Origin of the sequence: Streptococcus suis, from assembly GCF_002960445.1 — a bacterium.
GTDB classification, from domain to species: Bacteria; Bacillota; Bacilli; order Lactobacillales; family Streptococcaceae; genus Streptococcus; species Streptococcus hyiners.
This window is the reverse complement of sequence record NZ_POJD01000358.1, coordinates 21,192-43,789: the sequence shown is the minus strand read 5'-3', so window position 1 is coordinate 43,789 and position 22,598 is coordinate 21,192. Positions and strand designations below refer to the sequence as shown.

Annotated in this window: 19 protein-coding genes, 1 pseudogene and 1 riboswitch; of the genes and pseudogenes, 7 read left to right on the top strand and 13 right to left on the bottom strand. The window is 41.8% G+C overall.

Annotation, left to right across the window (positions count from 1 at the left end; translation table 11 throughout):
- Positions 1 to 10: 10 nt before the first annotated feature.
- The 9 genes and pseudogenes from C1G53_RS13435 to C1G53_RS11425 all read right to left on the bottom strand — a co-directional run.
- Positions 11 to 442: pseudogene (locus C1G53_RS13435) on the bottom strand (hypothetical protein); the annotation flags it as partial.
- 384 nt (positions 443 to 826) lie between these two features.
- Positions 827 to 2,023: an elongation factor Tu gene (gene tuf / locus C1G53_RS11460; protein WP_024531546.1), complete on the bottom strand. Its 1,197-nt coding sequence runs from the start codon at positions 2,021 to 2,023 to the stop codon at positions 827 to 829.
- A gap of 222 nt (positions 2,024 to 2,245) precedes the next feature.
- Positions 2,246 to 4,342: an SH3 domain-containing protein gene (locus tag C1G53_RS11455; protein ID WP_105118716.1), complete on the bottom strand. Its 2,097-nt coding sequence runs from the start codon at positions 4,340 to 4,342 to the stop codon at positions 2,246 to 2,248.
- 251 nt (positions 4,343 to 4,593) lie between these two features.
- Positions 4,594 to 5,580 (bottom strand): anti sigma factor C-terminal domain-containing protein, encoded by a 987-nt coding sequence (locus C1G53_RS11450; RefSeq protein ID WP_238139145.1) that lies wholly within the window; start codon positions 5,578 to 5,580, stop codon positions 4,594 to 4,596.
- Positions 5,561 to 6,064 carry an RNA polymerase sigma factor gene (locus C1G53_RS11445; protein ID WP_105118715.1) on the bottom strand — a complete coding sequence of 168 codons (504 nt, stop codon included), beginning with the start codon at positions 6,062 to 6,064 and terminating at the stop codon, positions 5,561 to 5,563. The genes C1G53_RS11450 and C1G53_RS11445 overlap by 20 nt, the downstream gene beginning before the upstream one ends.
- Positions 6,065 to 6,178: 114 nt before the next feature.
- Complete coding sequence (ppc, locus tag C1G53_RS11440; protein ID WP_105118714.1) at positions 6,179 to 8,875, bottom strand: phosphoenolpyruvate carboxylase; 2,697 nt, start codon at positions 8,873 to 8,875, stop codon at positions 6,179 to 6,181.
- Between the two features lie 19 nt (positions 8,876 to 8,894).
- A complete protein-coding gene (ftsW, locus tag C1G53_RS11435; protein ID WP_105118713.1) occupies positions 8,895 to 10,109 on the bottom strand; it encodes a cell division peptidoglycan polymerase FtsW in 1,215 nt (404 codons plus the stop codon).
- Between the two features lie 139 nt (positions 10,110 to 10,248).
- Complete coding sequence (locus C1G53_RS11430; protein WP_105118712.1) at positions 10,249 to 10,614, bottom strand: DUF4430 domain-containing protein; 366 nt, start codon at positions 10,612 to 10,614, stop codon at positions 10,249 to 10,251.
- Complete coding sequence (locus C1G53_RS11425; RefSeq protein WP_105118711.1) at positions 10,611 to 11,114, bottom strand: hypothetical protein; 504 nt, start codon at positions 11,112 to 11,114, stop codon at positions 10,611 to 10,613. Before C1G53_RS11425 ends, C1G53_RS11430 begins: the two co-directional genes overlap by 4 nt.
- A gap of 111 nt (positions 11,115 to 11,225) precedes the next feature.
- Between C1G53_RS11425 and C1G53_RS11420 the strand changes: the two genes are divergently transcribed.
- The 6 genes from C1G53_RS11420 to lysS all read left to right on the top strand — a co-directional run bounded on the left by C1G53_RS11420 (position 11,226) and on the right by lysS (position 16,425).
- Complete coding sequence (locus C1G53_RS11420; protein ID WP_105118710.1) at positions 11,226 to 12,074, top strand: glycoside hydrolase family 25 protein; 849 nt, start codon at positions 11,226 to 11,228, stop codon at positions 12,072 to 12,074.
- A gap of 16 nt (positions 12,075 to 12,090) precedes the next feature.
- A riboswitch (TPP riboswitch) is annotated at positions 12,091 to 12,186 on the top strand.
- 58 nt (positions 12,187 to 12,244) lie between these two features.
- Complete coding sequence (gene thiT, locus C1G53_RS11415) at positions 12,245 to 12,793, top strand: energy-coupled thiamine transporter ThiT (RefSeq protein ID WP_105118709.1); 549 nt, start codon at positions 12,245 to 12,247, stop codon at positions 12,791 to 12,793.
- 101 nt (positions 12,794 to 12,894) lie between these two features.
- Positions 12,895 to 13,737: a DUF368 domain-containing protein gene (locus C1G53_RS11410; protein ID WP_105118708.1), complete on the top strand. Its 843-nt coding sequence runs from the start codon at positions 12,895 to 12,897 to the stop codon at positions 13,735 to 13,737.
- Positions 13,737 to 14,219, top strand: a complete 483-nt coding sequence (locus C1G53_RS11405; RefSeq protein WP_105118707.1) for an aminoacyl-tRNA deacylase — start codon at positions 13,737 to 13,739, stop codon at positions 14,217 to 14,219. Before C1G53_RS11410 ends, C1G53_RS11405 begins: the two co-directional genes overlap by 1 nt.
- A 2-nt stretch (positions 14,220 to 14,221) precedes the next feature.
- The gene (locus C1G53_RS11400; RefSeq protein WP_105118706.1) at positions 14,222 to 14,845 is read left to right on the top strand and encodes a histidine phosphatase family protein; all 624 of its coding nucleotides are present in this window, start codon (positions 14,222 to 14,224) and stop codon (positions 14,843 to 14,845) included.
- A gap of 89 nt (positions 14,846 to 14,934) precedes the next feature.
- Positions 14,935 to 16,425, top strand: a complete 1,491-nt coding sequence (gene lysS / locus C1G53_RS11395) for a lysine--tRNA ligase (protein WP_105118705.1) — start codon at positions 14,935 to 14,937, stop codon at positions 16,423 to 16,425.
- A 287-nt stretch (positions 16,426 to 16,712) separates the two neighbouring features.
- Here the strand turns inward: lysS and C1G53_RS11390 are convergent, their stop codons facing one another.
- The 4 genes from C1G53_RS11390 to C1G53_RS11375 all read right to left on the bottom strand — a co-directional run bounded on the left by C1G53_RS11390 (position 16,713) and on the right by C1G53_RS11375 (position 20,996).
- Entirely contained in the window at positions 16,713 to 17,777 is a 1,065-nt protein-coding gene (locus C1G53_RS11390; RefSeq protein ID WP_105118704.1) for an LLM class flavin-dependent oxidoreductase, read from the bottom strand.
- A 125-nt stretch (positions 17,778 to 17,902) separates the two neighbouring features.
- On the bottom strand, positions 17,903 to 19,156 hold the full coding sequence (locus C1G53_RS11385) for an ABC transporter permease (protein WP_105118703.1): 1,254 nt from the start codon (positions 19,154 to 19,156) through the stop codon (positions 17,903 to 17,905).
- On the bottom strand, positions 19,157 to 19,852 hold the full coding sequence (locus C1G53_RS11380) for an ABC transporter ATP-binding protein (RefSeq protein WP_105118702.1): 696 nt from the start codon (positions 19,850 to 19,852) through the stop codon (positions 19,157 to 19,159).
- Positions 19,833 to 20,996, bottom strand: coding sequence for an efflux RND transporter periplasmic adaptor subunit (locus C1G53_RS11375; protein WP_105118701.1), 1,164 nt, complete (start codon positions 20,994 to 20,996; stop codon positions 19,833 to 19,835). The genes C1G53_RS11380 and C1G53_RS11375 overlap by 20 nt, the downstream gene beginning before the upstream one ends.
- A 213-nt stretch (positions 20,997 to 21,209) precedes the next feature.
- On the opposite strand from C1G53_RS11375, the gene gorA reads away from it, so the two are divergent.
- Complete coding sequence (gorA, locus tag C1G53_RS11370) at positions 21,210 to 22,559, top strand: glutathione-disulfide reductase (protein WP_105118700.1); 1,350 nt, start codon at positions 21,210 to 21,212, stop codon at positions 22,557 to 22,559.
- Positions 22,560 to 22,598: the final 39 nt, after the last annotated feature.

Genomic DNA, 22,598 nt, shown 5'->3' with positions numbered 1-22,598 from the left:
CAAAAAATGCCTCACCCTCTTTTTTCCAACCATGGTTTGGCAAGATACTGTATTCATTGTAGTCAGTAGTCCAGTGATGTAAACCACGTAATCCAGGGTTATAAACACGGTAAATTGGTGTGCTACCCCCAGAGTAAAAAACAGGATCCCCAGCATTATCCAACTGCCACCCATGATAGGTTGTCAATTCCTTCACCTCATTTAAATCCATCGTATATAAGTGATTTTGCAATCCATGATTATATAAACGATAAACAGCATTTCCCGAACTAGGAGCATACCAGGCTACTCCCTCATAGCCCCAATGATGTTGCTGATACAGTACATCTTTCTCGTTAGCATCGATCGTATAAAGATGTTCCCCATTTTCATAATTATATAATCTGTAAATAGCAAGACTCTCTCTTACTGTTTCCGACTGACTATCTAAAGCGAAGATCATATGTGAAGAAAATAGGGAAAGGCTGCAAAAACTATACAATAACATAAAATAAAAACGTATTTTTTTCATAATATATCTCCCTTCAATTTATTGTATCATACCTACTCATAATCAGATGGTATTTCCGAAAATAATAATCATAATAAAAGCCTCTCATACTAATTTTCCAAGGATTTATCGATATTTCATAAACTTGGACACGGAAAACACTCCTCTTTAAGCATATTTAGAATCAGAAAACTACAAAACAAAAATATATACTATATTATTGATAGAAGCTAGAAATAGTCTAGGTATTTGTTACAGAAAAACTCTCTACCCGAAAGTAGAGAGTTACAATTTAGTTGTCTGACTATAATTGTTATTTCTGGGAACTCAATCGAATTAAGCTTCGATTTCTGTAACCATACCTGAACCAACAGTACGTCCACCTTCACGGATAGAGAAAGTAGTACCTTGTTCAACGGCGATTGGGTGGATCAATTCAACGTCGATAGTAACGTTATCACCAGGCATTACCATTTCAGTACCTTCTGGCAATTTGATTGAACCAGTTACGTCAGTTGTACGGAAGTAGAACTGTGGACGGTAGTTGTCGAAGAATGGAGTGTGACGTCCACCTTCTTCTTTAGTAAGGATGTAAACTTCACCTTTGAATTTAGTGTGTGGGTTGATAGAACCTGGTTTAGAGATAACTTGACCACGTTCGATTTCATCACGTTGAACACCACGAAGAAGCACACCAACGTTATCGCCGGCAAGACCTTCGTCAAGTTGCTTACGGAACATTTCAACACCAGTTACAACTGCTTTAGATTTTTCTTCTTGAAGACCAACGATTTCGATTTCGTCGTTGACACGAACAGTACCACGGTCGATACGGCCTGAAGCTACAGTACCACGACCAGTGATTGAGAATACGTCCTCGACTGGAAGAAGCAATGGCTTGTCAGTATCGCGTTCTGGTTCTGGAATGTACTCATCAACAGTGTTCATCAATTCCATAACGATGTCTTCGTACTTAGCGTCACCTTCAAGGGCTTTAAGAGCTGAACCTTGGATAACTGGAAGATCGTCACCTGGGAAATCGTATTCTGAAAGAAGGTCACGGATTTCCATTTCAACCAACTCAAGCAATTCTTCGTCGTCAACCAAGTCAACTTTGTTCATGAAGACGATAAGGTGTTTAACACCAACCTGACGTGAAAGAAGGATGTGCTCACGAGTTTGTGGCATTGGACCGTCAGTAGAAGCTACTACAAGGATCGCACCGTCCATCTGAGCGGCACCAGTGATCATGTTTTTAACGTAGTCCGCGTGTCCTGGAGCGTCGATGTGAGCGTAGTGACGTTTTTCAGTTTCGTACTCAACGTGTGCAGTGTTGATTGTGATACCGCGCTCGCGCTCTTCTGGAGCAGCATCGATAGACGCATAGTCTTTAGGTTGGTTAACTGATGAAGGCAAGCGACGTGCCAATACAGTTGTGATAGCTGCAGTCAAAGTAGTTTTCCCGTGGTCAACGTGTCCAATTGTACCAATGTTAACGTGTGGTTTACTACGATCGTATTTTTCTTTTGCCATTTTGGTAAAAGCCTCCAATAAAATATATTTTATAGATAGACAGTAGGCAATACGGTCTAACTTTACCTTACTATTCTATCAAATTGTAGCAGAATTGCAAGCATTTTCTATCGTTTTTGTTATTTATTGCCAGAAAGTCCCTTTTTACTAGCCTACGCTACTAACAAACAACTCGTCAGTAACTTTTACCAACGAGTCAATCTCTGTAATACTCTGCTTTCTTTAATTGCTAATTTTCACATACCGACGGGTACCACTGTAAGATACATAGGACAGCCAACGTGAGCCATCTGACTCAATAATTTTATCGTAGTTGATCTTATCTCCTGTCGTGAATTCAAATTGAGTTGGAGACTGATTCTCTGCCTTATTTTTTACCGGAACAGTTTTAGTAAAGGTGTAACTGCCACTCTGAGAAAGAGTATCTTTTTCCCCCTCCTTTTTCTCTACTATATTTGCTGGAGAAGGAGATTGAGTAGTTACTAGAGGAACAGAAGCTGTTTCTATTTTTCCTAAATCAACATAACGTCTAACGCCACTATAAGATAGATAAGAAATCCACTGGTGACCATCTGATTCTATTTTTTTATCGTAATTGACTTTCTCTCCTTTTTCAAAGGTGAACTGTGTTATTGCACCTCCCTTAGCTTCATTTTTTACAGCAGCCTGTTTGATAAAATGATAGGTTCCTTGGTCTGCTAATTTCTCTACCCGTTTCACTTGGGAAGGACTCGCAACTGATACTTTGGTTTGAGTTGTGGCTACACCGACCATTTTTCCATCATTTTCCACATAGTAGAGGTGGGCATGGTAAACTCCTTGTTCATTCTTGTGTTGCGCCAGGGAAACGGAAACTTTATAGGTACCGTTGGATTGTCTAACTGCATCGTACCATACAAGGTCATTTTGTCCTCCCTGCTCTGACCAGACTGGCACTCTCACTGCTTTGACTCCATGACTATCTGATACATGGGATACCTCGATATCAAAACCTGTTTCGGTTTGATTTTGGATAGTCAATTGTCCTGTCGGGGTGTTCGCCTGGGGGGCTGAAGGTTGACTGGCACTAGTTGATGTCGAATTTGAAATCTTTCCTAAATCAATGTAACGCCGAACACCACTATAAGACAAATAAGAAATCCACTGATGACCTTCTGATTCAATTTTTTTATCGTAATTTACTTTTTCTCCTTTTTCAAAGGTAAATTGGGTTGCTGCACTTTCTTTTGCTTCATTTTTTACTGCAGTCTGTTTGGTAAAGTGATAGGTGCCTTGATCGGCAATTTTTTCTACCTGTGTTGTTTGGCTAGCCCCTGATATCGTTACCTTGGTCTGTGTAATAGCTACACCTACCAGTTGTCCATCATTTTCTACATAATAGAGGTGGGCATGGTAAACTCCTTGTTCATTTTTGTGGTCTGACAAGGATACTGCTACCTTGTAGTTCCCGTTGGACTGTTTGACTGCATCATACCAGATAATATCGTTTTGATCATTTTGTTCTGCCCAGACTGGTACTTTGATAGCTTTGATGCCCTTACTATCGGTAACATTGGATACTTCCACTTCAAAACTTGTAGCAGTTTGATTTTGAATGGTTAAGTGACCGGTTGGTTGAGATACTTTTGGTGCCTCAACTGGTTTTTCTGTGACTTTATTAACAGCTGTTGATCCGGTTAGTTGACCTAAATCCACATAACGACGAGTACCACTATAACTTACATAGGAAATCCATTGATGGTTCTCTGCTTGAACAACCTTGTCGTAGTTGACCTTGTCGCCTACCTGTGCATAAAAGGCTACTGGAGCAGATTGACTTGGTTGATTTCTGACTGCTATTTCTTTTTCATAAACGTATTGACCTTGAAGTGATAATGGAGCGGCAGGTGTAGCCGTGGCTATTGGTGTAGCTTGTGCAGTCTCCACTACAGGTGGTAGCTGAACAGGAGATTCCTGACTGGTAGTACTGCTAGGCTTTTCTTGACTTGTAGTTTCTGAAGAAACTTGACTTTTCGAAGTCAGATTCGGGCTAGTCTGATTTGTCTCCACAGCAGATACTTGTCCCTCTATCTGGCTAGCAACCTTCTGTGTCTCATCTGTAAGCTGAACAGGTTCAGACTTTGGCTTATCAGCCAAGCTTTTCTCTTCCACTTGTACCAGCGGTAGGTTACTTGATGCAACTGTCCCTACTTGCTCATCAGCCTTTACATCCTGTAGCCCAAAGACCAAACTGGTTCCAATCAGTACTGAAGCAGCACCTAGAGAATACTTACGAATAGAAAAATTTTGTTTTTCTTGACCAAATCTTGTGCGACGCATAAATCATATCCTACCTTTCTGTTATCCTTTTCACTTATATTATATACTTATCTATGTCATAAAACAAGTAAAAATTGTAACATTTGTAATATTTTTGTAACATTTGTGCCGAGAAAGAAATATTTATCTCCCCTATCTATACTATTCGCAAAAAATACAAAAAAATGATGAAAAATAAGATATTTTTTTAATTTTCTTCAAAATATAAAAACCTTGTCTGAATACACTTCAAACAAGGTACTAGCCATCTGCTATTCGAAATCTAATCGATAGTAGGGTTGATTTGGAGTTGAAGCACCAATACTAGACGCATAAATCCAGTCCTTACCCTCCAACTGTGCAAAGTCTTCTGCTCTGCCTGTTAGGATAATGCCTGCAAATTCTAGCTTATCAATCTCTTCTTGTTTAGAGAAGTCCGTTTTACCAAATTTGTCCAAGAAAGTTTTGACATCTGTGACGAGTGCGTATTCCCCTATATAATGATTATACTGTTCAGCCATTTTTTTCATAGGTGCTAAAGGATTCCATGCAGCTGCTTCTGTTGGTAATTCAGCATCTGGTTCATAAACCTTTAGAGCCTCTCCTTGAAAACCAAACAACTGATCAATACGGAAATCAGCTGTGTTCTCCTTAGAAGCTGTTCCAATCCAGTACCAATTCTTTTTCAAATTTTGAGGAAGCATGGTCTGCAAGTCTCCAAAACTATATTTTTTGTCAAAGGTGATGGCTACTTCTACTAGCTGATTAGACATGTCTTTCACTAGAGAAAGTTCTTGACTTGGAACCCTTGCAAAGTCATCTGTGTCAACTTTCTCCGTATTATAGAAGAGAGGGAGTTTTGACCAGGTTTGACGATCATAGGCAATTTCTCCCTTATAAGAAGGTCCATCCTGAGAAAAATTCAAATACGTTCCCAACCAATCATAGTGGTATTCATAGTCCCCAAAGGCAACTGGAACTCCTGCCAAGTCTTTGTGGCGATCTGCATGGACAGCTCCAGCAAATAGAGAGGTCGCTTTATAATAGTAGGTTGAGTATTCAATGTTTGGATAGGCAACTTGTGACAATAATTCGTGTTCTTGATAGATTTTTTCACCATTATTGGCAGTCAAAATCTGCAAGGTCTTCAAGGTCGCCCCCGTTATCAGCAAGAGCCCTAATATAGATAGACCAACCGTTTTCCATAAGTGTTTTTTCTTACTTTTCTTTGTTGCAATTTCAAAAGTTTTCATATTCATACCCTTTCTCTTTTAAGTTTTTTGCTAGAAGTTTTCGACCGCGGTAAAGATTGATTTTCACCAAACTCTGACTATATCCTAAGATATGGGCAATCTCTTTGACACTCATATCCTGAAAATAATAAAGGTCAATGACATGCTGATACTTGGCTGGTAGGTCTGCTACTGCCTGATAGAGTTCGTCATAGCCTTCTTGGTCATAAACCAAAAACTTTTCGCTGGCAAAAAATTCCCTTTGTAGAATTTCATGATAGTGCTTGTCCCTCCTGTATTTGTCGATGTAGGCTCTAACTGCCGAACGATAAAGCCAGGCTCGTAATTTGTCAAAAGGAAGGACAAGTTCTGCTTCTAAGATTTTCACCAGTACATCCTGGGCTATATCCTGACTATCTGCAAATGTGGCGCCTGATTTTTGCAGGTAGTAGGAAATCTCCTCGGCAATACCGATGACTTCTTTTTCATATTCATCTAATTTGATGCTCATCTCCTCCTTTCACTAATATAACGAATGGAATTCTATTTGGTTACACATTTTTTTAAAATATTATATCCCTTACCGTATTAAAAAAGCAACCTCCGAAGAAGTTGCTTAATAAAATTAACCAGAATTTCGTAAACCTGTCGCCACACCGTTGATGGTGATGTGGATGAGGTTTTCTTGTTCCTTACTGAGTTCTCCACGACGAAGGCGGTTAATCAGTTCAATCTGAATATAGTTGAGGACGTTGAAATATGGCATACGGTAGTCTAGACTGGCCTTGAGGAAAGGAAGTTCTGCCAGTAGCGCATCATTTTGCTCAATAGACAGGATAACATCCTTGGTCAACTGCCATTCATCTAAAATAATATGGAAGATATTTCTTACTTCTTCGCTCTCGCACATTTTCGCATACTCAAAGGCGATGTTCATGTTGGATTTGGACAGAACCATGTCCACATTCGATAGGAGTGAACGGAAGAATGGCCAGCTTTCATACATTTTCTGTAATTTTGCTAAGTTGGCTGGGTCTTTGTCAATAAAGCGTTTAAAGCTGGAGCCTACTCCGTACCAACCAGGAAGCATGACACGGTTTTGCGACCATGAGAATACCCAAGGAATGGCACGAAGTCCACCAATTTCCGTAATGGTTTTACGAGCAGCTGGACGAGAACCGATATTTAGGCTAGATACCTCACGAATTGGACTTGCTGCAAAGAAGTAATCGTAGAAATGAGGATTGTTAAAGACTAAGTCACGATAGATCGAGTAGCTATCCGCCACAATGGCGTCCATGGTTTCACGGTAACCATCAATCTCATTTGGATTGGTAATCATTTGGGTAATCATGCGGTCAAGAGTTGCTGACACCAGCATTTCCAAATTGTAGTAAGCAGCATCCTTGTTACCGTACTTGTTACCAATCACTTCCCCCTGTTCTGTCAGACGAAGGCGGTCTTTGATGGAGCCAAATGGCTGTGAAGTAATGGCATCATAAGATGGACCGCCACCACGACCAACGGTACCACCACGACCATGGAAGAAGGTAATATGAACACCAAATTCTTGACCGATTTGTGTCAATTCATTCTGAGCCTTGTAGAGTGTCCAACCAGATGAGAGATAGCCTCCATCCTTATTGGAATCCGAGTAGCCTAGCATGATTTCTTGATAGTATTTATTGCCCGCAATCCAACGTTTAGCCAAGTCAAGTTGCAAGTATTGACGCATGGTTGCTGAAGCATTGTCTAAGTCCTCGATGGTTTCAAAAAGTGGAACAATCTGCACACGCGCCTTGTCCATATCCACCAAACCAACTTCTTTCAAGAGGACCGCGAGTTCTAAGAGGTCAGACACACTCTCAGAATGAGAGATAATGTGTTGTTTGATGATCTCCTCACCAAGTTTGTCTTTCAATTCACGGGCTGCTGCAAAAATAGCCAATTCTTTTTGCAACTGCTCCGACTTAGGAACATGGGTAGCAGAAAGAATACGCGGATCTGTTTCCAACTGTTTCAAGAGAACATGGCATTTGGCTTCCTCAGACAAACTAGAGTAATTTTCGACAATGCGGGCTGAAGCCAAGAGTTCTGCAACACTTGCCTCGTGAATAGAAGAGTCCTGACGCATATCAATACTTGCCAGGTAGAAACCAAAGGCCTCCACTGCTTCCAGCAATTCTGTCAAATCACCCTTGATCAAAGCACTTGCCTTATTATCAATCAAAGACTGTTTTATCGCAAGCAAGTCTTCTTTAAATTCAGTGACATTGGCGTAGCGAACATCCGATGGCTTATTATCCACCAAATAATCGCGCGTATTGGCCAATTTCATCTGAATATAATGGAAGGCACGACGGTAAGGTTCATTTTCTCGATAGACTGAACTATCCTCTGATTTTTCAGCCAATAGTTTGACAGCTGTCGAAACCTTCACGATGGAAGTTGAGAGAGAGAAATTACGGTAGAGTTTATGAAGTTGCTCATCGTAGTAGTTCATGATGACTTGACACTGAGTAAGAGCAGAAAGTTTCAAGGTTTCAGCTGTAACAAATGGGTTTCCATCACGGTCCCCTCCAATCCACATGCCCATGGTAATAGGACGAGGATTGTTAAGCTCAATGCCTTTTTCTGCAGCCAATCGCTTGTACTCACCTTGTAACTTGGTCACAGCCTTGATAAAGGAAGAATTATAGTATTCCATAACGTTGGTGATTTCGTTGGTTACCTTCAACTTCTTCTCGCGAATCATATCCGTTTGCATGATGATTTCAATGTAGCAACGAAGTTGGTCTTCCCACTTAGTTTTGTTCAGCAAACCCATTTTGACATCACGGTAGCGACGAAGCAACTCATGAATATGCTTGGTCAAGTCCAACATAGATTGACGTTGTACCTGGGTTGGATGGGCTGTCAAAACGGGAACAACATTGAGTTTTTCCAAAACTTCTGCCGCATTTTCCTGCTTGGCCACCATGTCAATAGTCGTTGAGATTTTCCCTAGATAATCTTGGTCGATATTATTTTGGTGGTTGATTTCATAGGCCAAATCCACATCTTCTGAAATGTTAATCAGCAAAGGAAGGACAGCGAAGTAACGAGAAATGACTGCTAATTCTTCGTTATTTAATTGACCAATAATCTCAATCAAGGACTGGTAATCATCCTCACGAGAAAGTTGGGACAATTCAATAATCTTCTTGAAGGTTTCCTGGGGCATCATCTGGGCCGCTACTTCTTCAAGGATGGTCGTTAAAATCGCAATTTCTTCCTGAATGGTTTCTTTGTTGTTATAGTTTTCTAGTTTTTGGATAGACATTTCTACTCTCTTTCCTTATTTAGCCGATTGTCCGTTCAATCTCTTCTTCAATCAATTTACGCTTCTCGTTGGCATCGATATTGAGGACAAAGGCAATGCCAATCGAAATAATGAGTAGGCTAGACCCTCCTTGCGATAGGAAGGGGAAGGTCACTCCCGTCGCAGGGATAATACCTGCAATTCCACCAATATTGACAAAGGTCTGAATGAGGAGCATTCCTGCCACACCCAAGGCCATCATGGAATTAAATGGACTGCGGGCACGAACACCTACAATGATAATGCGAATGATGAGGAAGAAAAGCAGGGCCAAAATCAAGCTAGCACCCACAAATCCCAACTCTTCAATCACAATGGAAAACACAAAGTCTGTCTGCGCCTCTGGTAGATATCCCTTTTTCTCAATGGAGTTACCCAAACCGCGACCCAACCAGCCACCATTACTCATGGCATAGAAGGAATGGGTCAACTGCAACCCTGCCCCCGTGGCATTGCCAAAAGGGTCAAAAAAGGCTGCGAAACGACGGGCGATATAGCCAAACAGAGGAATTTTCTCAACTGTTTCCACACCAAGAACAAAGATTGTTCCTAGAACAAAACCTGACACTGCAACGATACTCAAAACCGCTGTCAAAAACCACCGATAAGCAATACCACTGACACTAATCATAATCACCATAATCAAGACGACAATGGTAGCATTTCCCAAGTCAGGCAAGGTCGCTACCATGGCTAACAAGAGGAGGCTGACCACACGCCAATCAGTGAATTCTCTAGGAATCCAGCTCCCCTGTATTAAAGCCTGGTAGTCATAGGTCCGAATATCAGCCTGCTGTTTGGCAAATTCGTGAGCCAAATACCAGATGATAATCAACTTGAGGTATTCGGCAGGCTGCAAATTACCAGCTCCAGGCAAGGGAATCCAACCGTGGGCCCCATTGATAGGCGGAAACAATCGAGAAATGGCTAAGAGAAACACCTCGAATAAAATAACTGAGTAAATGACAGCTTTCCTTCTCAAAAAGCTTAATTTCATACGGTAAATCGTGTAAATTGCAAAGAGGCTGACACCCCAGAAAAGCGACTGGTTAATGACTGTTCTAAAAGGGTTCCCCCCATTGATAATTTGCGTGGCACTGGTTGTTGAATAGACGATTATCAACCCTATCACAGATAAAATGAGATAGGGAATGAGAATGGAATAGTTCAATAACTGCCGTTTGTCAATCTTCATTTCTAATCCAACCTTCTTTCGAGTACTGGGTTCTATTATAGCATACTTTACTATAAATTACCCAGTAGGGTCTATAAAGTAAAGACATCTTTCGGAAATCTACCTTAGCACAAAAAAGAGGGGACCTCCCCTCCTTCCATTATTCAAATGTTTCAAGATAAAATTCAATCGTATCGCCAGCATCTAGTTTCAGCTCTTCTGCCCCCTTGTCTGCCATTTGATTATTGATTTTATACATCCAGTAGGTATTGGTACTTGGATTTTGACTAACACCATCAATAGCTGTTACCATGCCATTATCTTCTTCTACTTGATGGTAGTCCTCTAAAACATCCATGACACTATCGCCCTGCTCAGCCACTACTTCCTGACTAGCTGTTTTCCCGTCTTTGGTAATTTGCAAAGTGACTGTTATCTTGGTTTCAGCTTGTTCGACAGGATTTGCCTGACAAGCAGCTAGAACCATTGTCATAAGAAATGTAACAATAAGAAGTATTCGTTTCATTTATAAAATCTCCTAAAAATGTAGTCAATAATGGGATAGAACAAGAAAGTCGAAATCGCATGAAGGCTATCAAAGAATAAACCATTGAACCAGAAGATAAGAGGTGACAGACCAAATTGCCAAGCAGACAAGATACTAATAATCAGGCCATAAACATAGACCAATAGAGCAGCTAGCAAGGACTGTAGCCAGATAGACAATCGCTCCTTGTTCACCAAAGGCCTCACCAAGCACCACCAAAGCAGTTGGACTAGACCGAAGCTAAGCACTTGCCACAGGACTACCGGTCCAAAACCAAAGAGAAGACCACTTCCAACCATGGTTAAGGTCATAACCAGCCAAGCATCCATCAATCCCATAAAAGAAAGACTGACAAGGAATATTGCTGTCAAGGGTTTAATATTTGGAAAAGCACCAAAAACAATCCGTAACACGATGGTTAAGGAAGTTAATAGTACTATTCTACTCAAGCGTTTCACTGTATCATGATTTTTACCCATATAACTTTAGATTACCCTATTATAGCTCATTTGTCAATAGTATCTACCTCACATCCTCTTTTCAATATTATTTTTTTGATTTTTTTTGCTATTTAAGATAAAATAATAGGGATGAGAAAGAAAATAAATCCAATGGTTGTTATTGGTTTTTTCCTATCTTTTTTTATTCTGATTTCCATAACTGGTGTTCTGGGAAATACTGCCAATAAGAAAGAAACCGTAACAACCCAATCAAGTACAACTGCTAGCTCCAGCTCGAAAAAATCAGGAACAAAGCCTAGCTATCATATCACCAATGCCCTTGAAATGAAACCAATCATTGACGTTTCAGCCTGGCAAAGACCATCCGAGATTGATTACGACACACTAAGCCAGAATATTTCTGGTGCTATCGTCCGTATTCAGAGTGGTTCACATACCAAGAGTGAAAATACAGCCACTGACAAGAATGGACTAGATAAGTCTTTTGCAACCCATATCAAAGAGTTTCAAGCTCGCAATATCCCAGTTGCAGTCTATGCCTATGTAACAGGTAACAGCATTGAAAATATGAAGGAAGAGGCTCGTAGTTTCTATAAGGCTGCCAACCAATACAACCCTACTTTTTATTGGTTAGACGTAGAAGAATACACCATGAATGATATGAATGCTGGTGTTGAAGCCTTTCGTAAGGAACTAGAAACACTAGGTGCTAAAAATATTGGTATCTACATAGGTACTTACTTTATGGAAGATCATAGTATTAATGTTGATAAATTTGATGCTCTTTGGATTCCAACATATGGAACTGATTCCGGTTACTACAATGCAGCACCAAATACATACCTAGACTATGACTTACACCAATACACTTCCCGAGGTTACCTGAACGGTTTTGGATACCATCTAGATCTCAACCTCATCACCACTCTCAAGGAACCTAATGAAGTATATCAAAAATTATTCACCGTTCCTGAATAAAGTTTTCTAATAAAATATATACACAAAGGAGTGCTTCGGCTGAGATCGCAACTGCGAAATCCTCGAACCTGATCTAGTTAAAACTAGCGTAGGAATTGTGTGCTTTATAGAATGAGATGATACTGCTCTATAAACACTCCTTTGTCTAACAAGATTAAAGGAGTATTTTTATGTCTAAATCTAAACTTGCCACTCTAACAGAAATCGCTATTTTTTCTGCTATCGCTCTGGTTTTTGACAAGTTGCCTCTCTTCACCATGCCACAAGGTGGTTCCGTCTCACTGGTCATGCTCCCCATACTCTTAGTCGCCCTCAGACATGGATTGACGACTGGTTTGCTAACAGGTGGAATTGTAGGAACCATTCAACTCTTCTATGGCGGTTACTTTTTGAATATCTTTCAAGTTTTTCTGGACTATGCCCTCTCCTATGCTGGAATTGGTTTAGCAGGGTTATTAGCCCCTCTTCTAAAGAAACAAAAAGACTTGAAGCAAGCGGTCTTCACCATCAGCTTGGCTGGATTTCTTGGTGGAAGTGTTCGACTACTTGCCACCTTCCTATCTGGCATTATCTTCTATGCTGACTACGCTACACCTGGTATGCCTGTCTGGCTCTATTCCTTTACCTATAATATCAGCTATATTCTTCCTTCAAGCTTCATAGCTTGTTTCTTGCTCATCTTACTCTTTAAAGCTCAACCAAATTTTTACACTCTTTAATAGAAACAGCCTGTCAATTTTTCCTGACAGGCTTTCTTTTTAAACTTTTTACTGGTCTTTATGCTATAATGGGAACGTTATAAATAAATATGGAGGATATTATGACTACTTGGATTTCAAGAATAATCAAAGGTATGATTATCGCCCTTGGTTTTATCTTACCTGGTGTTTCTGGGGGAGTACTGGCTGCTATCTTGGGAATATATGAACGACTGATTGGATTTTTGGCAAATATTCGCAAGGATTTTAATGAAAACTTTCTTTTCTTTGTACCTGTTGGTATTGGTGGAATTTTAGGGATTGCTCTCTTTTCTTTCCCTGTTGAATTTCTCTTACAGCATTTTCAAGTTCCTGTTTTGTGGGCATTTGCAGGAGCAATCATCGGAACCATTCCTAGCTTGGTCAAGGAATCGACACTACAAAGCCAACGTAATGCGATTGACTGGGCTTGGTTGATTGGAACCTTTATCATTTCTGGACTTTTCCTTTATAATCTCAATAGTCTAGTTGGAACCCTTCCAGCAAACTTCGTAAGCTTTGTATTGGCAGGTGCTCTGATTGCTTTGGGTATTCTAGTACCTGGCCTTAGCCCTTCAAACTTACTCTTAATTTTAGGTATCTACACGCCAATGCTTAATGGCTTTAAATCGTTAGACCTTTTCGGTACCTTCCTACCAATCGCAATCGGTGGTGTTCTTGCAATGGTTGCATTTTCAAAAGCAATGGACCACGCTCTTAAAGCATACCATTCACGTGTTTATCACTTTATTATTGGTATCGTTTCATCATCCACTCTCCTGATTCTGATTCCACAAGCAAGTAATAAAGAGTCAATTTCCTATGCTGGAGCGAACTTTGTTACATGGATTGCTGCTATTGTCCTATTTATACTAGGAGCATGGTTAGGGCTTTGGATGAGTAAACTTGAGGAAAAATATAAATAATGGCAAAAAAGGTTAAAATAAAGAAAACCTTGGTGGACCAAATGTTAGACAAGGCTAAGATCGATCATGATAGCCTTGTTTTAAATGCCCTCGATGGTCAACTACCACCAGGAATTGAAGAAGACGACATTTACAAAACACTGGCATTGACCGGAGATAAGACAGGCCCGGTCATTGGTATTGTGCCAATCACGGAGCACCTGTCTGAGAAAAAATTAGCCAAGATCTCTGGCAATAAAAAGGTCAGCATGATTCCACAAAAAGACTTGGAAAAGACAACTGGCTATGTTCACGGTGCCAACAATCCCGTGGGCATACGGCAAAAACACAACTTTCCTATCTACATTGACCAGTCTGCACTTGAAAAAGGCCAGATGATTGTGTCTGCTGGTGAAATTGGTCGGTCGATTCGTATTGACAGCCAAACGTTAGCAGATTTTGTCAATGCAAGCTTTGCGGATATTATTGAGGGGAGGGACTAGACTTGAAAATCTATTTTGTCCGTCACGGTAAAACCGAATGGAATTTGGAGGGACGCTTTCAAGGCTATTCTGGTGATTCCGCTCTTTTGCCACAAGCCTTTGAAGAGCTTGAATTGCTAGGAAAATACTTGTCAGACCTGCCTTTTGACGCTATCTACTCAAGCGATCTTCAACGTGCTCAGGTAACTGCCCAAGAAATTGCTAAAGCCAATCACCATTGCCAAACCGTTCTAACCACGCCACAACTACGTGAATGGAACTTTGGAAAATTGGAAGGGAGCAAGATGGCAATTTTTCGTGCCATCTACCCCAAACAAGCCTGGGCACTCAAACATAATCTAGCCCTTTTTGACAATGACCTATTTGATGCAGAAAGTGTCCATCAAGTTACTCAACGGATGGTGGATTTTGTCCAATCACTAAAAGGACAGGACATGGATACGGTCCTAATTGTCAGCCACGGAGCTATCCTAACTGCTTCCATCCACCGGCTACTCGGATTTACGTCCGCCCAGCTCCGTCACCGCGGTGGCTTGGATAATGCTTCCATAAGCCTTTTGGAAACAACTGACTTTGAACACTTTACCGAGTTAGCTTGGAATGATACCAGCTACAAATCTCTCTAAGAAAGCAGTTTCCTGCTTTCTTTTTTGCTGATTTTTTCCCTAATCTATGATAAAATAGAAGGAACAGACTTTGGAGGAATGAAAATTTTATGTCAACTGAACATTTTGAAGAATTAAATGACCAACAGATTGTCCGTCGTGAGAAAATGACGGCTCTTGCTGAACAGGGAATTGACCCATTTGGAAAACGTTTTGAGCGTTCTGCAAATTCCGCTGAATTGAAGGCCCAGTACGAAGACAAATCAAAAGAAGACTTGGAAGAATTAGGGCAAACAGCAATCATCGCTGGTCGTATCATGACCAAGCGTGGTAAGGGTAAGGCAGGCTTCGCCCACATTCAAGATCGTGAAGGCCAAATTCAGATCTACGTTCGTAAGGATGATGTTGGCGAAGAAAACTATGAAATCTTCAAAAAAGCAGACCTTGGTGACTTTGTCGGTGTCGAGGGAGATGTCTTCAAGACAAACGTTGGTGAGTTGTCTATCCACGCTCGCAAGTTGACCCACCTGTCTAAAGCGCTCCGCCCATTGCCAGAAAAATTCCACGGTTTAACAGATATTGAAACCCGCTACCGCAAGCGCTATTTGGACTTGATTACCAACCGTGAGAGCTTTGACCGCTTTGTGACTCGCTCAAAAATCATCTCAGAAATCCGCCGTTACCTTGACGGACTTGGTTTCTTGGAGGTGGAAACACCTGTCCTTCACAACGAAGCTGGTGGTGCAGCTGCTCGTCCATTTATCACTCACCACAATGCCCAAAACATTGACATGGTCCTTCGTATCGCGACCGAACTCCACCTCAAACGCTTGATAGTCGGTGGTATGGAACGCGTTTATGAAATCGGCCGTATCTTCCGTAACGAAGGCATGGATGCGACCCACAACCCTGAGTTCACGTCAATCGAGGTCTACCAAGCTTATGCGGATTACTTGGACATCATGGACTTGACCGAAGGTATTATCCAGCACACTGCCAAGGCGGTTGTCGGCGATGGTCCTGTGACTTATCAGGGCACTGAAATTGCTATCCATGAGCCATTCAAGCGTATCCACATGGTTGACGCTATTAAGGAACAAACTGGCGTGGACTTCTGGCAAGAGATGAGCTTCGAGGAAGCAAAAGCCCTTGCAGCTGAGCACAAGGTCCCTGTGGAAAAACACCATACAGAAGTTGGTCAAATCATCAACAGCTTCTTTGAAGAATACGTTGAAGCAACGCTTATTCAACCAACCTTTGTCTATGGTCACCCAGTAGCCGTATCTCCACTGGCTAAGAAAAACGACGAAGACCCTCGCTTCACAGACCGCTTCGAGCTCTTCATCATGACCAAGGAATATGGAAATGCCTTTACAGAATTGAACGATCCAATCGACCAATTGGAACGCTTTGAAGCCCAAGCCAAGGCTAAAGAACTCGGTGACGACGAAGCGACAGGCGTTGACTACGACTACATCGAAGCCCTCGAATACGGTATGCCACCAACAGGTGGACTCGGAATCGGTATCGACCGCCTCTGCATGCTCCTGACAGATACCACTACTATTCGAGATGTGCTCCTATTTCCGACGATGAAATAAGAAACAGTAGCTTGCTAGGATTGTTTTCACTAGGTTTGTTTTCACTAGAATGTACCAATCGCTCTCAAGTTTCTTGGCGATTGGCTGAAAAGGTCTACTAGACCTTTTCACTCCCGAAGATGAAAGAAAAATTACAAACTGTTTAACACCGTTACTTAAAACACTCTTGGAAATTCCAAGAGTGTTTTTTCATGCAAAAAATCCCGACCACATGGTCAGGATTTTCAGGAGATTATGAAAAATATTTAGGATTGAATATAGTATAACTCATCCTATCAACTATCTCATCAGTCTTGGGACTGATTTTCTTCTTTCTTAGCAAAATAATCTCGGACAATTGGCGCGACTTCTTTTCCGTAGAGTTCGATGGCACGGAGGACATCCTCGTGTGGCATGGAGCCGATTGGGAGATGGAGGAAGAAGCGGTCCAAGTCAAGCGTTTCAATGGTCTTAATAATTTTTTCAGCGACTCGTTTTGGATCTCCAACGATGGTTGCCCCTTCGTCTGTCAGGGAGTAGAGATACTGCGCCTTGGTCATCTCGCTCCAATGGGGGCGGTCTTTGGCAATGTTATCGGTAATCACCTTGGTCGGATGGTAATATTCTTCCACAGCCTTGTCATGGTCGTCTGCAATCCAACCCCAAGAATGAGCTGCAACTTTCGCTTTCTTGGGATCGTGACCTGAGTTGCGAGCAACTTTTCGATAGGCATCGACTAAAGGTTTAAAGCGATGGGCACCAGCACCAATGACTGCATATACGATAGGTAACCCTTTTTGAGCAATCTTGATGGTAGATTCTACATTGCCTCCTGTCGCCACCCAGATTGGAAAATCTTCCTGAACAGGACGTGGATAGACTGGCTTATTATCGACAGACTGAGTAAAATGTCCATCCCACTTGAGATTGGTATCCTTGTCGATTTCCAAAAGCATGTCCAACTTTTCATCGAAGAGTTCTTCATAGTCATGGAGATCATAGCCAAACAAGGGAAATGACTCCGTAAAGGAACCACGACCCGCCATGATTTCTGCTCTGCCATTTGACAAAGCATCAATGGTGGTGTACTGCTGGTAGAGCCTTACAGGGTCCATGGAAGAAAGGATGGAAACTGCTGATGTTAGCTTGATATGCTTGGTATTGACGGCACCAGCTGCCAGCACAATCTCAGGTGCAGAAACCGCAAAATCTTCGCGGTGATGCTCCCCGATCCCATAGACATCCAGACCCACCGCATCTGCTAGCTCAATTTCTTTAACCAGTTGACGAATCCGCTCGTCGTGGCTATAGGTTTCGCCTGTTTTTTCTAGTGGAGTTGTTTCGCCAAATGTTGAAATACCTAATTCTACCATGATGTATTCTCCTTTAAAATCACTATTTCTTAATTGATGCGTTTATTTTATCTCTAATTAGCGATAAAGTCAATCAATTTGTTCAAAAAAGAAAACGACTAGGAAAACCTAATCGTTTCAATCAATTATTCGTAACGCAAGGCCTCAATCGGATCCAACTTAGAAGCCTTGCTGGCTGGTAGAACACCAAAGACAATACCAATTACTGCTGAGAAGACTAAACTTCCTAGAACAGCCGGAAGGGAAATTTCAGCCGTCATATTTGGTCCCATGGCTTTGGTGGTATTGAGAATAAATACAATTGTTTGAGCAATCATCAATCCAATAGCACCACCCAAGGTAGTCAATACCATGGCTTCAATCAAGAACTGCATAAGGATATTCCCACGAGTTGCTCCTAGAGCTTTACGAAGACCGATTTCACGGGTCCGCTCAGTAACAGATACCAGCATAATGTTCATAACACCGATACCACCTACAAGAAGTGAAATTCCTGCAACGGAACCGATAAACATGGTAACCCCTGCCATTTCAGTCCTATAGGTATCCAACATAGCGGACATGTCATAGATGTCATAGCGAGCTTCCTTCAGACCTGTAATATTGGTCAAATAGGCAGCTGCAGCCTGTCCAACCTCAGCAGCTCTGCTCAGATCTTCCACATGAACATACAGACCACTATTTTCTTTAGTCCCCATTTCAGCAGCCAGCTGTGTATTGGTCATAATGGCATTTCCTCCAGAGTTGAATCCATAGAGGGAAGTACCTGCTTTGGGATCTTTGTAAACACCAACTACAAGGTAAGAATTGGCATTGACACTCACTACTTGGTTGAGTGCCGATTCTTGTGAACCGAAGAGTTTCTCTGCCAGAGCTACATCCAACATGATAATACGGGAAAATTGGCTGTAATCGTTAGCTGTGAAACGACGACCAGTCAAGATTTCTAATTCCTTTATGTCAAAATAGGGTTGACTAACGCCAGTAATAAAGACATTATCAGCTTGCGTATTTCCTGCTGCTACAGTCGAGGTGCTTGAAGAACTAATATAGTAGCCGCTAAGCCCATCGATTTCCAAAAGTCCCTTTAACATAGCATCTGTCAAATCAGGTTCTTCTTCCATGGATAGCTCACCACCACCAACGCTTCCAAGCATCCCCATTGAAGCAGCACCTTCTGAAGCTACATAAGGCGTAAAATAGACCTGAACATTATTCTGATCGCCTGCCAAGGCCTTTTCGAATCTCTTAGACACCCCAGTCCCTAAAGCTACAATGATAACAACTGAAGCCACACCGATGATAATACCTAACATAGTTAAAAGAGAACGCATTTTGTGGGCTAGGATAGACTTGAGGGCAAATTTCCAGTTTTCCATCTAGACTTCCTCCCTTCTACTATCTTCGGTAATGATACCGTCACGCAAAACGATTTTACGTTTGGCATAGGCAGCAATTTCAGGTTCATGGGTGACCATGATAATAGTCTTGCCTTCATTATTCAACTCTGTTAAGAGTTCCATAATTTGTTGGCCTGTCTTGGAATCCAAGGCACCTGTTGGCTCATCCGCTAAAATAATGGCTGGTGTATTGACCAAGGCACGCGCAATAGCCACCCTTTGTTTCTGTCCACCTGATAACTCAGATGGCAGGTGAGTCATCCGCTCAGCCAACTCCACTTTTTCCAAATAACGTTTGGCTAATTTTTTCCGTTGATTGGCTGGAACCCCTGCATAAATCAAAGGTAACTCGACATTTTGAAGGGCATTGAGTTTGGATAAGAGAAAGAATTGTTGGAAAACAAAGCCAATCTGGTCATTACGAACGGAAGCTAATTTCTTCTCAGACAGTTGACTGACTTCTTCTCCCTCCAACCAATAATTACCGGTTGTAGACCGATCCAAAAGCCCGATAATATTCATCAGGGTGGATTTCCCTGAACCAGATGGTCCCATTATAGCAAGAAACTCACCTTCTTCCACCTCTAAATCAATATCTTTGAGGACACGAAGTTCTTGGTCACCGTTTTTATAGGATTTATTTATATTGGTTAATCTAATTAGCTGGTTCTTCATAGGCTTCAACCTCTTTTCCTTCTTCAAGGTCTGGAGTTGGAATGGTGATGACCTGATCTCCTACTGCAATACCTGCTGTCACCTCCTGATTAAGAGCATCCGCATTTCCAAGAGTAACCTCTACTTTTTTAGCCTTCCCTTCCACAATTGTCCATACAAAGTTTTTATCTCCTTCTGGAACAACTGCTGTTACAGGAATTAAAATATGGTTGGTAGTATTAACAACTTCAATATTAACAGTAAAACCTTGCTTCAATTCCCCCAATTCACTGGTCAAGGCAGCCTTGAAAGGATATTTGGCACCTGAGCCACCTCCTGCACCTGCTACTGCACTTGTAGCTTGTTCTGTCGATGGATAGTTAGAAATGTAGGTAATCTTACCAGTCCATGTCTTATCTGGATAAACCTTACTGGTCAATTTTACTTCTTGGTCAACTGCAATGTTTGCCAAATCATACTCCGTTAAATTACCTGTAACTTGTAGGCTACCTTGGTTAACGATATGAACAACGGTCTGGCTAGTTGTCGAGCTTTTAGCAACCGATTTATTGACCTCAACCACTGTACCTGCGACAGTGCTGTAAATAGTTGCTTCTGTCAATGCTGTATAGGCCTTGTCCACAGCTGCTTGGGCATCAGCATAGGAATCATTCAAATCTGCTAATTGAGAATCTACGGAGCGTTGCGCTGCTGCAGTAGCTGCTTCATCTGCCGCCGCATCACCTGTTGCTTGAACAGTTTGACCATTATTTTTTAAATCATAAATCTGACGCCCAATCTTATCCCGACCACGCACAGCTGTATCTAGGGCTGCCTGTAATTCTGTCGCATCATAACTAACCAAAGGAGTTCCGACTTCTACTTGAGTGCCTGGCTCAACCAAGACCTCACTCAAATCACCCTTGGACGCATCATAGTAAACATACTGTTCTTCCGCAGCTGAGATGGTTCCTGTCAAGAGGGTAGATGAAGCAATTGAGCCCTCTTGAGCAATCCGATAAGTCAAACTGGTCGCTGTCTGTTCCACGCTAGGAGATGAACCACCTAATACACCTCCAAATACCAAGGCACCACCAATTAAGGCGACAGCCGCAACACCAAGACCACTAAACAAAGCAATTTTAGCCTTCTTTGTCTTTAACATATGATACTCCTTTTCTAATTCAAAACATATTTATTTTGTATTGTCTTTATAATACACAAATACACGTTTTTTTGCAAGTGTTTTCTTAATCATTTTACAAAAAGTTCGGTATTTTTCCTACTTACAATTTTGTAAGAGAACGTAGCGGATTTTTGATTGATAACTAAAAAAACGATAGAATGAAGATAATAATCATTTAGAGGAGAAAAACTCATGAAAGAATTTGATATTATTGCCATTGGTGGAGGTAGCGGCGGTATTGCTACTATGAACCGTGCTGCTATCTATGGGGCTAAGGCTGCTGTGATCGAAGGAAGTCACCTTGGTGGAACCTGTGTTAACCTTGGCTGTGTTCCTAAAAAAATCATGTGGTACGGTTCTCAAGTGGCTGAAGCCATTCATCACTATGGACCTGAGTATGGTTTTACCAGCCAGGATGTAACATTTGATTTTGCTACCTTGCGTAAAAACCGTGAAGCCTACATTGAACGGTCCCGTACATCCTATGGGAATACCTTTAAAAATAACGGAGTTGAAGTCATCAAGGGATTTGCTCGTTTTGTTGATTCCCAAACGGTTGAAGTCAATGGGGAACTCATTCGTGCCAAACACATCGTCATTGCAACGGGTGCCCAGCCTGCTGTGCCAAATATTCCAGGAAGTGAACTTGGCATCGCATCGGATGATGTCTTCGCTTGGGAAGAATTGCCTGCATCTGTTGCAGTTATTGGGGCTGGCTATATCGCTGTCGAAATGGCTGGACTTCTCCACGGACTTGGTGTTCAAACAGACCTCTTTGTACGTGGCAATCGCCCCCTTCGTAACTTTGATAACTACATCATCCAAGCCTTAATGGAAGAAATGGAGCGCACTAACCTCCCTCTCCATACTGGGAAAACCCCTGTCAGCTTAGAAAAAACGGAGGATGACCTCATTCAAATCAACTTTGAGGATGGAAGCAGCCATACTGCTCAACAGGTTCTCTGGGCTATCGGACGTAAGCCAAATGTGGACAAACTCAACCTTGAAGCTGCTGGTGTGCAACTCGCACCATCTGGTCATATCGTCGTTGATGAATACCAAGAAACTGGCGTCCCAGGCATTTATGCCCTTGGTGATGTGACAGGCGAAAAAGAATTGACCCCAGTAGCCATCAAGGCAGGTCGCTTGTTGGCTGAACGCCTCTTCAACAACAAACCAACCGCAAAAATGGATTACACAACCATCCCAACCGTTGTTTTTTCTCATCCTGCTATCGGAACAGTCGGTCTTACGGAAGATGAAGCCATCGCCCAATATGGTCAGGACAATGTAAAAGTCTATACTTCAGCCTTTACTTCCATGTACACAGCTCTAGCAAACAATCGCCAAATGGCTAAGTTTAAGTTAGTCACAGTTGGCGAGAATGAACAGGTCGTCGGTTTACACGGAATTGGCTATGGTGTCGATGAAATGATCCAAGGTTTCTCCGTTGCCATTAAGATGGGAGCAAGCAAGGAAGAATTTGATGCCGTTGTGGCCATCCATCCGACTGGCTCAGAAGAATTCGTTACCATGCGTTAATACTCTTCGAAAATCAAAAGCAAACGTTGTTGACTTGAC

What these genes read in the sequence shown, in the direction of transcription:
- tuf (WP_024531546.1), bottom strand. Translation starts at nt 2,023, where the DNA reads ATGGCAAAAGAAAAATACGATCGTAGTAAACCACACGTTAACATTGGT.
- C1G53_RS11455 (WP_105118716.1), bottom strand. Translation starts at nt 4,342, where the DNA reads ATGCGTCGCACAAGATTTGGTCAAGAAAAACAAAATTTTTCTATTCGT.
- C1G53_RS11450 (WP_238139145.1), bottom strand. Translation starts at nt 5,580, where the DNA reads ATGAATATGAAAACTTTTGAAATTGCAACAAAGAAAAGTAAGAAAAAA.
- C1G53_RS11445 (WP_105118715.1), bottom strand. Translation starts at nt 6,064, where the DNA reads ATGAGCATCAAATTAGATGAATATGAAAAAGAAGTCATCGGTATTGCC.
- ppc (WP_105118714.1), bottom strand. Translation starts at nt 8,875, where the DNA reads ATGTCTATCCAAAAACTAGAAAACTATAACAACAAAGAAACCATTCAG.
- ftsW (WP_105118713.1), bottom strand. Translation starts at nt 10,109, where the DNA reads ATGAAGATTGACAAACGGCAGTTATTGAACTATTCCATTCTCATTCCC.
- C1G53_RS11430 (WP_105118712.1), bottom strand. Translation starts at nt 10,614, where the DNA reads ATGAAACGAATACTTCTTATTGTTACATTTCTTATGACAATGGTTCTA.
- C1G53_RS11425 (WP_105118711.1), bottom strand. Translation starts at nt 11,114, where the DNA reads ATGGGTAAAAATCATGATACAGTGAAACGCTTGAGTAGAATAGTACTA.
- C1G53_RS11420 (WP_105118710.1), top strand. Translation starts at nt 11,226, where the DNA reads ATGAGAAAGAAAATAAATCCAATGGTTGTTATTGGTTTTTTCCTATCT.
- thiT (WP_105118709.1), top strand. Translation starts at nt 12,245, where the DNA reads ATGTCTAAATCTAAACTTGCCACTCTAACAGAAATCGCTATTTTTTCT.
- C1G53_RS11410 (WP_105118708.1), top strand. Translation starts at nt 12,895, where the DNA reads ATGACTACTTGGATTTCAAGAATAATCAAAGGTATGATTATCGCCCTT.
- C1G53_RS11405 (WP_105118707.1), top strand. Translation starts at nt 13,737, where the DNA reads ATGGCAAAAAAGGTTAAAATAAAGAAAACCTTGGTGGACCAAATGTTA.
- lysS (WP_105118705.1), top strand. Translation starts at nt 14,935, where the DNA reads ATGTCAACTGAACATTTTGAAGAATTAAATGACCAACAGATTGTCCGT.
- C1G53_RS11390 (WP_105118704.1), bottom strand. Translation starts at nt 17,777, where the DNA reads ATGGTAGAATTAGGTATTTCAACATTTGGCGAAACAACTCCACTAGAA.
- C1G53_RS11385 (WP_105118703.1), bottom strand. Translation starts at nt 19,156, where the DNA reads ATGGAAAACTGGAAATTTGCCCTCAAGTCTATCCTAGCCCACAAAATG.
- C1G53_RS11380 (WP_105118702.1), bottom strand. Translation starts at nt 19,852, where the DNA reads ATGAAGAACCAGCTAATTAGATTAACCAATATAAATAAATCCTATAAA.
- C1G53_RS11375 (WP_105118701.1), bottom strand. Translation starts at nt 20,996, where the DNA reads ATGTTAAAGACAAAGAAGGCTAAAATTGCTTTGTTTAGTGGTCTTGGT.
- gorA (WP_105118700.1), top strand. Translation starts at nt 21,210, where the DNA reads ATGAAAGAATTTGATATTATTGCCATTGGTGGAGGTAGCGGCGGTATT.